The sequence below is a fragment of the Mesorhizobium sp. M1B.F.Ca.ET.045.04.1.1 genome (genome assembly GCF_003952465.1).
Classification (GTDB): Bacteria; Pseudomonadota; Alphaproteobacteria; order Rhizobiales; family Rhizobiaceae; genus Mesorhizobium; species Mesorhizobium shonense.
The window spans coordinates 7,716,521-7,729,139 of record NZ_CP034448.1 but is presented as its reverse complement, the minus strand read 5'-3'; the positions used below and the strand labels follow the sequence as shown (position 1 = coordinate 7,729,139).

Below are 12,619 nucleotides of genomic sequence, written 5' to 3'. Positions count from 1 at the left end.
TAAGTTCCCCGGGCTAACACTATTTACGACCGAGACTGCCGCGGCGGAAGTGGGTATCATTGCTCCTGCTACGGTTGGTGCCGGCGTGCTCTCCAAAGTTGCACCAAGCGCGGTTTCGCAGCTTTCCAACGCGGGCACTCGCACAGGACTGTTTTCGAAAGCCCTGATCGCAGCAGGAAAACAAACAATAGGGCAGAAGGCACACCACATCGTTGAATTGACGGATAGAATGGCTGCCGCGGCACGCGCCCAACTTGCCAAGTTTGGAATTGGTCTAAATTCGGTTGAAAATGGTATAGGGTTGACCAACCATGCCGGGAGACATACAAATTTGTATTCCAGAATGGTGGCACAGGAGTTGGGTCTTGCTAAGACAAAGAAGCAAGTAGAGGCCGTTTTAGATAGGGTATCAAAAGAAATGTCTAAGGTTGATAGTGAGATATCAAGCGGAGCGCGGAGTGAAAAAAGTGCAGCGGACGGATGGGCTCACGACGTCGATTCTGGTAGAACAAAATTCTGAGGTAAAAGGATAGATGTATTGGAGAGCGGAACAGGATTCTAGGAACTGCGCCATTCTGGTTGATGACGGAAACGACTATGGGTCGCAAGATTTTCTGGAGATGGAAGGCGCACGGAAGATTGATCCGGGAAAGTTGCGCTTTCGTTTTGACGACGAGCGGCCACTCCCTATTGGAGACTTTGTACCAACCTCCCAGCTCGGTGTCTTGTTTGCAAAACGCGAAATATTCGACCTGTTTGGTCCGGTTGTTGCACGGCCCCGACATGTCTCGTATATGGCACGAACGGATAAGTACAACTTAGAGATATATGTTCCAATGGAAGAAGTCAGTGGCTTCGATTTTGCGAGGTCATCCTATGATACGTTTGATGACGGGGATATATATCGAATATATGAGTTGAAAATAAAGGAGGGCTTCCACACGGACTTCGACGTGTTTCGGCTAAACGATAATTCTGGCACAAGATTTCATATAATTGTTTCTGATAATTTTAAAAACATTTACGATTCAGAAGGATTGACAGGGTTGCGATTTACTGGGACTTGATTATTATTTGAATTACGGTGACAGTGCACCATGATGAACTATTGGCGAATTGATCCCGATTCTCGAAATTACTGCATCCTTGTTGACGACGGTAATGACTACGGCCCACAAGATTTCCTACAGATGGAAGATGCACGGAAGATTGACCAAAGCAGGTTGCGCTTTCAGTTTGACGACGAGCGGCCCCTCCCTATCGGGGATTTCGTGCCCACCGCCAAGCTTGGGGTCTTGTTTGCCAGGCGACAAATATTAGACTTGTTTAGTTCGGTTATTTTGTGGGGCCGACATACTTTTTACACTGCAAAAACTGACAGGCATGATCTAGATATATATGTTCCATTGGAAGAAGTGTGTGGCTTCGATTTCCTAAGGTCCTCTTATGAAAAGTTTGATGATGGAGATATATATCAGATTGATGATCTAAGGTTGGTCGATAACTTTAGCACAGAGTTTGACGTTTTTCGACTAAAAGATAATTTTGGCACACGATTTCATATAATTGTTTCTGATAATTTTAAGAATATTTACGTTTCCGAAGGATTGACTGGGCTGCGATTCACTGAGGCTTGATTATTTGAATTACGGTGACAGTGAACTTTTCCGATTTGTCTGGCCCAATGCGGTGGTGGATTGATCGCAACACTCCGCTCCGGTTGCGAAGCGACGCGACGATAAGCGGGTGGTGGTACGCTCGTGAGAGGGGCCTCTCGGCCGGACATCAGCGATCTCCCGTACTGGTCCGTTGCTGCCTTGCCCCAGCAATGCGCGCCGAAGGAGACCATTTTTTCAAAAGATCTGCAAAAACTGATTGATGACCGAAAAATTGATCACGTGACTATTAGTGGCAAGGCTAGTGATATCGAGGGATCAAATGACACGAGGAAATAAGAAGCATAGACTGGTCAGTGCCGGAGAATTGGAGGCGCAACACATGCGCGACCCTGAATGGGTGGCAGCAAAGCTAGCAGAAGACGCCGAATGGGAAAGGAAGCTGGCTTTGATAAAACAATTGGAAGCTCCGCTTGAGAGGGAGCTGGCCGACGCTGGAGTTGTAGTCAAATCTTATCAGTATGTGATTGATCGCCCAACTAACTTTAGATCGGCCATTCCGATACTTATTAGACACATGCAAATGGATAAGTATCCCGAACCGACAAAAAACTCCATGGCACAGGCTATAGCGTTTAAGGAATCAAATTCGCACTGGGACACATTGCAGCAACTTTTTGAGTGGACAGCCTCTCAAAATCCCAAATCGATCTTCGCGCAGGGGTTGGCCGTAGCGCTGTCAAAATCTTGGAAGGAACCTCAATTGGAACGGCTAGTTGCGCTGTGCTTGGACCAGAAATACGGTGACGCTCGAGTTTTGCTTGCTGACGGCTTGAGAAGATCAAAGGACGGCAGGGCGGAAGCGGCGCTGCTGAAACTTGCGGATGATCCCCGAATTGGTCCGCAGGTGGCCAAATGGCTGAAAAAGCGCGGCTTACGATAAACAGCTGGCGCCAGATGGCTGATACTAACAACGACTAACGCTTGCCTGGAGCGGAAATCTACACCCGCTATCCGCATCCAGACATCAAGGTCGTCGGCGGGGCAAAATGTTCCTCTGGAGGAGCGCGACGGATTTGATTTTTTACGGTCTTCCTATGAAAATTTGAAGACGACATGCTCATGGGGGTGGTATTGGGGGGTAGTCGCAGGACCCGAAGTCGCCGCTGCAGGTTTCACTAAGTTCCCCGGGACGGCGATTCTGGTCGAACTAAATTCTAAGAGACCATGATGAACTATTGGCGAATTGATCCCGATTCTCGGAATTACTGCATCCTAGCTGACGATCGTAATGACTACGGGTCACAAGATTTCCTCGAGATGGAGGGCGCGCGGAAGATTGACCAGAACAAGTTGCGCTTTCGCTTCGACGACGAGCGGCCGCTTCCTATCAGTGATTTTGTTCCAACTTTTCAGGCTGGAATTTTGTTTGCTGCGCCATCAGTATTCGAGCGTCTGAATCGATTCTTCTCTCAAGGCCGACATACCTTCTACACTGCAAAGACTGATAAGCACGACTTAAAAATATACGTTCCTCTGGAGGAGCGCGCCGGATTTGATTTTTTGCGGTCTTCCTATGAAAAATTTGAAGACGGCGACATCGACCAGGTTTTCGAGCTAAAATTAAAAGCAAAGTTTTCTACTGACGTAGACATTTTCCGATTGAAAGACAATTTTGGAGTTAGATTTTATATCATTGTCTCGGATAATTTCAAAAAAATGTATGAAGCATTTGGATTTACAGGTTTACGCTTCACTGAAACGTGAGAGTTCGAACGAATCACGGAGAGATAACGCAAATGGAATGCAGCGACCGAAGAAGTCGCGCCTAGTCAAACACGATAACAGCTGACCATTATCGGGCTTGACCCCGCGCCGTTCGTTGGGCCTGTTGATCGGTAGGCGAATTCATAAGGATGACGGCCACTAACTCTGTGGATAGGCAAAGAAATCCATCTGTCCCTCCCGACATCAGCTTGCCGCAAGCAGTAAGATGAAGCTCCAGTGGGAATCGGGTGGATGTTAGTCAAGCTAGCCAATCGCGTCGTATTTTGCATGCTGCTGGCGATCGGCGGCTGCCAGTCGCCGTCGGGTGGGGACTTCTTCACCGAGACCGTCGAGAGTCTGCACGCGAAGAACTCGCCTTTGCGGTCGGGCTATGCCGGCCCGCAGCAGGTGACGTCGGCGTCGGACCGTGCGAAGCGTTTCAATGGCGCGCAATATCAAGGGTCGGGCGACTTCGTCGGCTCGTCGGCGCCGGTCGCACAGGTGACGGGCGACGGCAGCGGACAGTATGAGCTCAACCTCGTCAATGCGCCGGTGGCGCAGGCGGCCAAAGCGGTGCTCGGAGATGCCTTGCAGGTCAACTACGTCGTCGATCCGCGCGTTCAGGGCACGGTGACGCTGCAGACCTCGAAGCCGGTTTCCAAGGAGGCGCTGTCGGATATCCTGGAATCGGCGCTGGCCGTCAATGGGGCCGGCATCGTCAAGCGTGCCGGCACCTATCAGATCATGCCGCTGTCGGAGACCTTGTCGAGCACCCCGGCGGTCAGCGTGCCCTCCGTCTCGCCCTCCGGCCCCGGCGTCAAAGTCCAGGTCATCCAGCTGCAGTTCATCGCCGCCGACGAGATGAAGACCATCCTCGAGCCCATCACCCGGCAGGGTTCGGTGCTGCGGGTCGATTCGACGCGCAACCTCATCACCGTCGCCGGCAACAACACCGATCTCGCGGCGATCCGCGAGGCGGTCTCGGTGTTCGACGTCGACTGGATGCGGGGCATGTCGGTGGCGCTGCATCCGTTGAAAGCCTCGAAGCCGGAGGCCGTGGCAACGGAGCTCGATTCCATCTTCGGCACCAAGGACGGTCCCGGCGCCAAAGTGATCAAGTTCATCCCCAACGACCGTTTGAACTCGGTGCTGGTGATCACCTCGCGTCCAGCCTATCTGGCGCGGGCAGCGACCTGGATCGGCAAGCTGGACAGGCTGGCCGAGACCAACGAGCAGCAGCTTTTCGTCTACCAGATCCAGAACCGGCCGGCCAAGGAACTGGCGTCCGTGCTGAGCTCGGTGCTCGGCACCACGGTCAAGACCGAAGGGGGCTCGGCCGGCTCGAATGTCTCGCCCGACATGACACCGATCGCCATGCAGTCGGACGGCGTCACGCCGGCTCCGCTGACCGGGCCGTCGCCTTCGCTGCCGGCGCAGCAGGACAGCCAGGGACCGGCCCATGCCACGGTCGTCGCCGATGTCGAGAACAATGCGCTGCTGATCCAGACCACGGCGCGCGACTATGAGCGCATCCAGCAGATCCTGGCCAAGGTGGACGTTTTGCCGACACAGGTCATGCTGGAAGCGGTGATCGCCGAGGTGACGCTCGACGACGACCTGAAATACGGCCTGCGCTGGTTCTTCGAGAATGGCGGCACCAAGGTTTCGGTGTCCGACATGGCCAAGGGGGCGGCCGCGGCCTTCGCCGGAGGCTTCAGCTGGAGCTACGCGACCGACAACATCCAGGTGACGCTCAATGCACTCTCCTCGATAACCGACGTCAATGTCATTTCGGCGCCGACGATCATGGCGCTCAACAACCAGAAAGCCATCCTGCAGGTCGGCGACCAGGTGCCGATCCTGACCCAGCAATCGCAGGACACCGGCAACGGCACCGCGCCGATCATCAACTCGGTGCAGATGAAGGACACCGGCGTCATCCTGACGGTGACGCCGCGCATCAACAATGCGGGCCGCGTCATGCTCGACATCCAGCAGGAGGTCAGCGACGCCACCCCGACGAAGAGCTCCGGCATCGATTCGCCGACCATCCAGCAGCGCAAGGTCCAGACGCGCGTGATGGTCAATGATGGCGAGACCCTGGCGCTGGGCGGCCTCATTCAGGAAAAAAACAGCGTCGGCCGCACCCAGGTGCCGATCCTTGGCGACATCCCGGTTATCGGCAACGCGTTCAAGCAGAAGGATGACGGCATCAAGCGGACCGAGTTGATCATTTTCATCCAGCCGCATGTCGTTCGCGATATCAATGAGGCCCGCGAGGTGACAGAAGAATTCCGTGGCAAGATCAATCTGCAAACGCCGATCCAGCAGCGGCGCGGCGGCACCAAGCTGCAGCAGGATGTGAAGAGGCTGGCCTACTGACCATGGAAACGGATGGTGCCATCCTGATCGTTGCCGGCCTGGTCCTGGCTGGCATCCTGGCCGCCATTGCCGTCGTCGACTTCAGGCGGCAGGTCATTCCCGACCCGCTCAACATGGCGCTGGCCGTGAGCGGGTTGGGTTTCCAGCTGGTCGCCCAGCGCGACGCGGCCATGCAGCTGCTCATCGCCGCCCTGGCGCTGGCGGTCTTCTGGGCGCTGCGGCGCGGCCATTTCCTGCTCACCGGCAGAATCGGCCTCGGCCTCGGCGACGTGAAGATGCTGGGCGCGGCGGCGCTGTGGATCAACCCGGTGCTGTTGCCGGTGCTGTTGTTCATCGCCAGCACTGCTGCGCTGCTGTTTGTCGGCGGGCAGGTCGTTGCCGCCGGTCCGGCGGCGGCGCGAATGCGTGTTCCGTTCGGGCCGTTCATCGCGCTCGGACTGGGCTTGAGCTGGATGCTCGAACAATTCATCGGATCGAATCTAGGGATTTCGTGATGCAGATCTTCCATCTCATCGGCTTGACCGAATACAAACAGGGCAGGACCGAAAACAAGCGGACCGGCAATAGCGAGGCCGGCTTCACCCTGGTCGAGCTCCTGGTCGTGCTGGCCATCATCGCGCTGATCGCCACGCTGGTGGCGCCGCAGGTGCTGCGCTATCTGGGCTCCGCCCGCACCAGCGCCGCCAAGGCGCAGATCAAGAACATCGAGAGCGCGCTGGAGCTTTACTATGTCGACAACGCCAAATACCCGTCCAACGACGAAGGTCTCAAGGCGCTGGTGACGGCACCGCCCGGCGAAACGCACTGGAACGGCCCCTATCTCAAGACGACCAGCGGCCTCAACGACCCTTGGGGCAAGCCGTATATCTACGAGTTGAAGGCGGACGCCAGCAGCGTGGTGATCCGGACCTTCGGACGCGACGGCAAACCGGATGGTACAGGCGAAGACCAGGACGTCACCAACTGATGCCGGTTTTCTGATCCGGAGCCAGGCAAAGCCGGAGCGGCCGGTCACCTCATTTGTCGCGCTCGCCCTGCAGGCTTGCCAGGTTCAGCCGCGCAAAGCCGTCGGACACATAGATCGCGCCGTCCTTGGCGACCGACAGCTTGAAGCGGATGGCGGCCGGAAGGCGCCGGTTGAGCTTCCAGTCGGCCGACCAGGATCCCTTCGAGCCATCGAGATATTCGAACCGCACGCCGGTCACGCCGGCGATCAGCGGCACGGTCAGGTTGCCGGCCTTGTCATCGGCCCCGGCGGCGCCGCCCCGCCGCGGAATCTGGATGATTGTCAGGCTGTCGCCCGTGGGCTGGATCGCGATCTGCCTGAGCGCCGACGAGCCGAAACCGATCGCCATGACGCCGTTGAATTGCAGCCGGTCGGGTCCGCCGCTGAAATAGATCACGTCGTCCGGCGTCGACTGCGTCAAAGGCAGGGTCTCCGCAATCCCGAGCGCGGTTTCGAGAAACCGCGTCGCCGCATCCACTTCCATCTGCATCTGGGTAGCGTTCTGGATGCGCAGCATCGTTCGCGCCTGCCCCAGAAAAACGACCATCAGCGCGGAAACCACGCCGAGAAGCGCAAGGCCCACCAAAACGTCGATCAGCGCAAAGCCCTCGATCGGCGATTGCTTCGCGATCGGGCGCGATCCGCCGGCAGTCGCGTTTCTGTCCACACGCCAGTTTTCCCGGCGCCATGAAACCGGGAGGAGCATCGCGGCGCGAGGAAAAAGACCTCTCATGGCTGCCGCCTGGCGGGCATGAAGGTGAGGAATGTTCCGGCCGCCGCGCCGCTGTTTTCGATGACGATGGCATCGAGCTTTGCCTTGGCGCCGCCCATCGGCTGGATCTTGACCGTCCAGCCGGATTGGGCGATGGCGTCGAGCCCGGCCGTCGCGCCGCTTTCGGCGGCGTAGTACTGAGCCATGATGGCGCGGACCTTGCGCGCCGCCTCCATTTCTTCCCGCGCTTTCACGATGCTGCGGCCGGCAAGCACGATCGTCTGGCTGGCGATGCCGAGAACCAGCGCCAGAATGGTCATGGCGACGATCATTTCGAGGATCGAGAAGCCATCCTCGCTGTTTTCCGACGTCATGGCTTCATCTTCCGGCTGGCTAGTCCGGTCAGCCAGTTCACCTCGATATGCGCCGCCTGGCCGCCGCGCTGCAGGTCGATTTCCACGCCCGAAGAGCTACCGTCGGGAAGAAACGTCAAAGCAGCCCGGCGGCCATCCGCAACCGTTTCGCGGCCGGTGGTCACAGTCATTTTCACGTCCTCGGGCAAATCGAGCGCGGGCCGGTCGCCGAAGCGGATGGTGCGGCCGTCGAGATCGATGACGATCTGCTGCGGTCTCGCCGTTGCGATCGCCACCGTGCGCGATATGCGAATCCGGGCGATGATCTCGCCCGACAGGCTTTCCAGGCTCTGCGAGCGGTATCGCTGGACGATGCCGGGCGCCGCTATTGCGGCGACGACGGCGATGATGGCCAGCACGACCATCATCTCGATCAAGGTGAAACCGGCGGTGGCCCCTTCGCGTTGCGGCGCGGCGGCGAATGTCCTCATTGCAGCGCCAGATCGTTGATGCTGAGGATCGTCGTCATCACCGAGACGACCAGGCTGCCGACAAGGAAGCCGAGCGAGATCGTCATGGCCGGTGTCAGGAGTTTGAGCAGTGTGTCGATGCGCCGCGTCACCGCCGATTGCAGCATCTTGCCGGCTCGGTCGAGCACGACGGGAAGCGCGTTGGCGTCGTCGCCAAGCGAAATCAGCGACAGCGTGGCGTTGTCGAACAGGCCGGCATTTATCGCCGCATTGTGCAGCCGCGCGCCGTTCGCCACCTCCTCCTCGATGGCTGCGAAGCTCGCCTTCAGCGCCGCCTGTTGCGAGACGTTGGTCGCCAGCCGCAGCGCCTCGCTCATCGTCACGCCGTTGCCCAGCAACAGCGACAAGGTTTCGAGGTAGCGGGCGAGCACCGCGTTGACGACCAGCGGGCCGATCAGCGGTATTTTGAGGAGCCAGCGCGAGAAGGCGCTTTTCGCCACGGGAGACTTCGACAGGGCGAGATAGAAGAGCAGCGCCAGCAAGCCAGCGAGCGGGAAGACGAACGGATAGTCGTTGAAGACGTGGCCGAAGGCGGAGAGCATGCGCATGGTGAAGGGTTTTGGGGCGGACGACCCCTCGAAGATTGGCTCCAGCGCCGGCACCAGCACCGTCGCCAGTATGACCATGGCGCCGCACATCACCAGGAGCAGGAAGGCTGGATAGGTCAGCGCCTCGATGATCGAGGTCCTGCGTTTGCCCCTGGCCTCGAACGCATCGGCCAGGCGCTGGCAGATATAGGCCATCTTGCCGCTGCGCTCGCCGCTGGCGAGCAAGGCGGCGACATCGGGGGTGATGCCGGGCAAGGTCAGGAAGGCGTCGGCGATGGAGCGACCGCCTGTGGTGAGGTCCAGCACCGTCTGCAGTTGCTGGCGCCTGGCGGCGTTGCCCTCGCCGGAAATCACCGCGTTCAAGGCGCGGTCGATGGTGAAGCCGGCATTGAGCAGCACGGAGAGCTCGGCGAAAAGCCGGCTGAGATCGACGCGCCGCGTCAGCGTGAAGCTGGCTTTGCCCGGCAGCCTGATCCGCGCCTTCTCCTCGCTTGCCGGCACCAGATGGTAGGAGCGGCGGCCTTGCTGTGCCAGCTTGCGGGCGGCATCCTGCTTGGTCGGTGCCTCGACGACGCCGTTTTCCCTGGCGCCGTCGGCGAGATAGGCGCGATAGGAAAATGCCGGCATCAACCGCCTCCACCGAGATCGATGACGCGCCGCACTTCTTCGAGTGTGGTGACCCCGCGCCGCGCCAAAGCGGCGGCATGCACGGCCATTGGCGTTAGATCGGCTTCCGACGCCGCCTTGGTGATCTCGAGCTCGCTCGCGCCTTCGTCGATGAGCGCCGCGATGCGCGGCGACACCTGCAGCATTTCGTAGGTCACGGTGCGCCCGCTATAGCCGGATCCGTTGCAGCTCTTGCAGGACGCGACGGCGCCGGCGCCTTGGCAGGCCGGACAGACGCGCCGCAGTAGGCGCTGCGCAATGACGCCGCGGATGGTGGCGCCCAGCAGATAGCCGTCCACGCCCATGTCGCGCAGGCGCGTCAGCGCCCCGGCCGCGCTGTTGGTGTGCAAGGTCGAAAACACCAGATGGCCGGTCAGCGCCGCCTGGATGGCAATGTGCGCCGTCTCGCGGTCGCGGATTTCGCCGAGCAGGATGATGTCGGGATCCTGGCGCAGGATCGAGCGCAGCGCCGTGGCGAAATCGAGGTCGATCGCCGGGTTGACCTGCAACTGCGTGATGCCGGCCATCCTGTACTCGACCGGATCCTCGACGGTGAACACCTTGACATCGGGCCGGGAGCACTCGGCGAGGACCGAGTAAAGCGTCGTCGTCTTGCCGCTGCCGGTCGGGCCGGTCACCAGCACGATGCCGTTGGCGGCACGCGACATCTGCCTGATCTTGACTTGCGCTGCTTCGTCGAAGCCGAGCTTTTCCAGGCGCAGCTCGACGCCCGCGCGGTCGAGGATGCGCAGCACGATCGCCTCGCCGTGGATCGACGGGATGACCGAGACGCGCAGATCGACATCGCGTCCGCGCACGGCGATGCGCATGCGCCCGTCCTGCGGCAGCCGCCGTTCCGCGATGTTGAGCCGAGACAGGATCTTGATGCGCGTCGAAACGCCCGACAGCATCGCAGACGGCGCGGTGTCGACGACGGAGAGCATGCCGTCATTGCGGAAGCGGATGCGGACATGATCCTCAAGCGGCTCGATATGGATGTCGGTTGCCTTGGCGTCGACCGCGCGGTGGATGGTGTCGGCGACAAAGCGCACAATCGGCGCCTCGCGGGCGAAATCCTTCAGACGCTCGAGATCGTCCGAGCCGAAATCCGAGGGGCTGGCATTGCCGGCTTCAAGCGATACGGCCTCAGCCGACGACCGCTCAAGCCGGTCTGTGCATTCGCCGATCATGCGTCGCGGCAAGACGCGCAGCGACGGCGTCCTTTCCCAGTGAAAGGCGAGCGCGTCGATGGTCGCCGACGAAAAGGGATCCGCCACCGCGACGACCAGCTGTTGCTCGTCCATCTCCAGCGGCAGGACCGCATTCTCCCTGAGATACGCCAGCGGCACGCTGGCGAGCATTTGCGGGCTCAACTGTTCCGGCACCTCGGTCAGCACCGGCACGTCGAGAAAGCGGCACAGATTGTTGGCGAGTTCATGTTCGCCGATTAAGCCGAGTTCCGTCATCACCGTGTCGAACGGATGCCCCGAGGTTTTCGTCGCACTGAGCGCACGCTGCGCGGCATGCGCGGTAAGGATATTCTCGCCTTCCAGGAAGGCGAGAAACGTTTCGATTTGCGGAGCGCCGGGAGAGACGGTCATGAAGCCCATTTCCCCAGCATCTCGGCCACGGGGCTGCCGAACATTGCATCGCAGCTGGCCATCGAGGGAGGCATAGCGGAAGAGCTGTCGGCGATCCCGCCGCCAGGGATTAGCGCAGTTCGCCTGAAGCCGGCCGCCAGTTGAGGAAATCTCTCAACGACAAAACCAGCCCGGCCGACAATGCCCGAGCCTTCGCGCCTGACCACGATTTCGACGGAATAGACCGGGCTCCGATTTGTGGTGCGGCTCGCCATTTGTTCACGATCGCCATCGAACACATCCCGCAGACGCTTCGGCGCACTGGCGAGGTTGATCGAACCGCGTTTCAGATTGACTGTGAACACTTGGTAGAGGTCATGAAGCCGCGTGGCGGCGAGGGCCGAAAATTCCTGCAATTCCGACACGGACTCGAAGGGCGCGTGCTTGTCTTCGCGCGGTTCGGGCGAAGGCGCCCGTTCTGCGGCGGACTCGAATGCACTCACTGCCGTCCTGAAGGAAATGACGGACCTGGCAAGCGCTTCGGCATTCTGCCGATCGAAGCCAAGCGAGTCGAAGCCGCGCGCCAGCAAGACGGCTTCGCCGGCATTGAGATCAATCAGACCGTCATGGTCCTGTACCCGCACCTCGAAGATCATGTGGCCGGCCCGGCATTCCGATGGCTCGCCGTTCATCGACTGGCTGTCAGCCTCAGAACCATTGAACAGCTCGGCCGAGATGACATTGACTAGCCCGTCTGCAACCAAGGCCAGCCGTTGCTGCTCGGCCTCGTTGCTGGCGATCATCAGGCGTGTCCTCGCCATGAGCGCGAAAGGAACGACGATCGCTGAGACGAGCAGCATAAAGACCAGCACGGCGACCAGCGCAAAGCCGCCATGTCCAGCATCGTTGCCTGGATGGTCACTGCGCAACGCCGCCGCCTCCAATTGCCTGCTTTTGAACAGGCGGATAAAGCGACAGGCGAGCCTCTCGTCCGCTGCGCGTGAGCACTGCTTCGTCCTTGTCGATCGCGGAAACCGTCCAGCCGTCGACGGTCTCGCCATTGGCATACCAATTGGCCGCGGCGCCGCCATCGACCCTTAGCAAGGCCCGCGCGTTTCCCACGCTGATGCTGATTCCGAGCAGCGACGGCGCAGCCACCGGCGCCGCAGTCTCCTGTGGCGAGGGCGCTGCGGGCGCGGTGGCCACCTCGGCAGGCTTCGGCTCGGCCGGCGCAGGAACGAATTTGCGCCGCGTCGGGCTGAACAGCGGACGCTCGAAGGTTTCGGCTAAGCCGCTCATATCCGGCACGGTTGTGATTGGAGCAGCGCCGTCCTGCAACTTGGTTCCTGACCTTTGGGTCGGTGTCGCCGGTGAAATATCGACCGCCGTATCGTAGAGGACGGCATTCGTTGCAATGAGCCCGGCGGCCGCAATCCCGATGCCGAGCGCCGCCATGGCC

15 protein-coding genes are annotated in these 12,619 nt (G+C 59.7%); 8 read left to right on the top strand and 7 right to left on the bottom strand.

Features of this window, described 5'->3' with window-relative positions; genetic code table 11:
- The first annotated feature begins 49 nt into the window (after positions 1–49).
- From EJ071_RS38975 to gspG, 8 genes are all read left to right on the top strand, one after another.
- Positions 50–520: an AHH domain-containing protein gene (locus EJ071_RS38975; RefSeq protein ID WP_189521378.1), complete on the top strand. Its 471-nt coding sequence runs from the start codon at positions 50–52 to the stop codon at positions 518–520.
- Between the two features lie 13 nt (positions 521–533).
- Positions 534–1,067, top strand: coding sequence for a hypothetical protein (locus EJ071_RS38970; protein ID WP_126102395.1), 534 nt, complete (start codon positions 534–536; stop codon positions 1,065–1,067).
- Positions 1,068–1,097: 30 nt separating this feature from the next.
- Positions 1,098–1,637, top strand: a complete 540-nt coding sequence (locus EJ071_RS38020; protein ID WP_126102394.1) for a hypothetical protein — start codon at positions 1,098–1,100, stop codon at positions 1,635–1,637.
- Between the two features lie 361 nt (positions 1,638–1,998).
- Positions 1,999–2,559 (top strand): hypothetical protein, encoded by a 561-nt coding sequence (locus tag EJ071_RS38015; protein WP_126102393.1) that lies wholly within the window; start codon positions 1,999–2,001, stop codon positions 2,557–2,559.
- A 284-nt stretch (positions 2,560–2,843) separates the two neighbouring features.
- A complete protein-coding gene (locus EJ071_RS38010; RefSeq protein WP_126102392.1) occupies positions 2,844–3,383 on the top strand; it encodes a hypothetical protein in 540 nt (179 codons plus the stop codon).
- A gap of 252 nt (positions 3,384–3,635) precedes the next feature.
- Positions 3,636–5,765 (top strand): type II secretion system secretin GspD, encoded by a 2,130-nt coding sequence (gspD, locus tag EJ071_RS38005; RefSeq protein ID WP_126102391.1) that lies wholly within the window; start codon positions 3,636–3,638, stop codon positions 5,763–5,765.
- Between the two features lie 2 nt (positions 5,766–5,767).
- Positions 5,768–6,259 (top strand): A24 family peptidase, encoded by a 492-nt coding sequence (locus tag EJ071_RS38000; protein WP_126102390.1) that lies wholly within the window; start codon positions 5,768–5,770, stop codon positions 6,257–6,259.
- Complete coding sequence (gene gspG, locus EJ071_RS37995; protein WP_126102389.1) at positions 6,259–6,732, top strand: type II secretion system major pseudopilin GspG; 474 nt, start codon at positions 6,259–6,261, stop codon at positions 6,730–6,732. Before EJ071_RS38000 ends, gspG begins: the two co-directional genes overlap by 1 nt.
- Before the next feature lie 49 nt (positions 6,733–6,781).
- On the opposite strand, the gene EJ071_RS37990 is transcribed toward gspG, so the two are convergent.
- The 7 genes from EJ071_RS37990 to EJ071_RS37960 all read right to left on the bottom strand — a co-directional run bounded on the left by EJ071_RS37990 (position 6,782) and on the right by EJ071_RS37960 (position 12,615).
- The gene (locus tag EJ071_RS37990) at positions 6,782–7,438 is read right to left on the bottom strand and encodes a general secretion pathway protein GspJ (RefSeq protein WP_245460140.1); all 657 of its coding nucleotides are present in this window, start codon (positions 7,436–7,438) and stop codon (positions 6,782–6,784) included.
- 62 nt (positions 7,439–7,500) lie between these two features.
- Positions 7,501–7,857 carry a type II secretion system protein gene (locus tag EJ071_RS37985; protein ID WP_126102388.1) on the bottom strand — a complete coding sequence of 119 codons (357 nt, stop codon included), beginning with the start codon at positions 7,855–7,857 and terminating at the stop codon, positions 7,501–7,503.
- Positions 7,854–8,327, bottom strand: coding sequence for a GspH/FimT family pseudopilin (locus EJ071_RS37980; RefSeq protein WP_126102387.1), 474 nt, complete (start codon positions 8,325–8,327; stop codon positions 7,854–7,856). The genes EJ071_RS37985 and EJ071_RS37980 overlap by 4 nt, the downstream gene beginning before the upstream one ends.
- On the bottom strand, positions 8,324–9,541 hold the full coding sequence (locus EJ071_RS37975) for a type II secretion system F family protein (protein WP_126102386.1): 1,218 nt from the start codon (positions 9,539–9,541) through the stop codon (positions 8,324–8,326). The genes EJ071_RS37980 and EJ071_RS37975 overlap by 4 nt, the downstream gene beginning before the upstream one ends.
- Positions 9,541–11,181, bottom strand: coding sequence for a GspE/PulE family protein (locus EJ071_RS37970; protein ID WP_126102385.1), 1,641 nt, complete (start codon positions 11,179–11,181; stop codon positions 9,541–9,543). The genes EJ071_RS37975 and EJ071_RS37970 overlap by 1 nt, the downstream gene beginning before the upstream one ends.
- Complete coding sequence (locus tag EJ071_RS37965) at positions 11,178–12,104, bottom strand: general secretion pathway protein GspK (RefSeq protein ID WP_189521599.1); 927 nt, start codon at positions 12,102–12,104, stop codon at positions 11,178–11,180. Before EJ071_RS37965 ends, EJ071_RS37970 begins: the two co-directional genes overlap by 4 nt.
- On the bottom strand, positions 12,079–12,615 hold the full coding sequence (locus EJ071_RS37960) for a hypothetical protein (RefSeq protein WP_245460139.1): 537 nt from the start codon (positions 12,613–12,615) through the stop codon (positions 12,079–12,081). The genes EJ071_RS37965 and EJ071_RS37960 overlap by 26 nt, the downstream gene beginning before the upstream one ends.
- Positions 12,616–12,619: the final 4 nt, after the last annotated feature.

Coding starts and splice junctions, on each gene's coding strand:
- EJ071_RS37985 (WP_126102388.1), bottom strand. CDS start 7,857: ATGACGTCGGAAAACAGCGAGGATGGCTTCTCGATCCTCGAAATGATC.
- EJ071_RS38010 (WP_126102392.1), top strand. CDS start 2,844: ATGATGAACTATTGGCGAATTGATCCCGATTCTCGGAATTACTGCATC.
- EJ071_RS38015 (WP_126102393.1), top strand. CDS start 1,999: ATGCGCGACCCTGAATGGGTGGCAGCAAAGCTAGCAGAAGACGCCGAA.
- EJ071_RS38020 (WP_126102394.1), top strand. CDS start 1,098: ATGATGAACTATTGGCGAATTGATCCCGATTCTCGAAATTACTGCATC.
- EJ071_RS37970 (WP_126102385.1), bottom strand. CDS start 11,181: ATGACCGTCTCTCCCGGCGCTCCGCAAATCGAAACGTTTCTCGCCTTC.
- EJ071_RS38000 (WP_126102390.1), top strand. CDS start 5,768: ATGGAAACGGATGGTGCCATCCTGATCGTTGCCGGCCTGGTCCTGGCT.
- EJ071_RS37980 (WP_126102387.1), bottom strand. CDS start 8,327: ATGAGGACATTCGCCGCCGCGCCGCAACGCGAAGGGGCCACCGCCGGT.
- EJ071_RS37960 (WP_245460139.1), bottom strand. CDS start 12,615: ATGGCGGCGCTCGGCATCGGGATTGCGGCCGCCGGGCTCATTGCAACG.
- EJ071_RS37975 (WP_126102386.1), bottom strand. CDS start 9,541: ATGCCGGCATTTTCCTATCGCGCCTATCTCGCCGACGGCGCCAGGGAA.
- EJ071_RS38970 (WP_126102395.1), top strand. CDS start 534: ATGTATTGGAGAGCGGAACAGGATTCTAGGAACTGCGCCATTCTGGTT.
- gspD (WP_126102391.1), top strand. CDS start 3,636: ATGTTAGTCAAGCTAGCCAATCGCGTCGTATTTTGCATGCTGCTGGCG.
- gspG (WP_126102389.1), top strand. CDS start 6,259: ATGCAGATCTTCCATCTCATCGGCTTGACCGAATACAAACAGGGCAGG.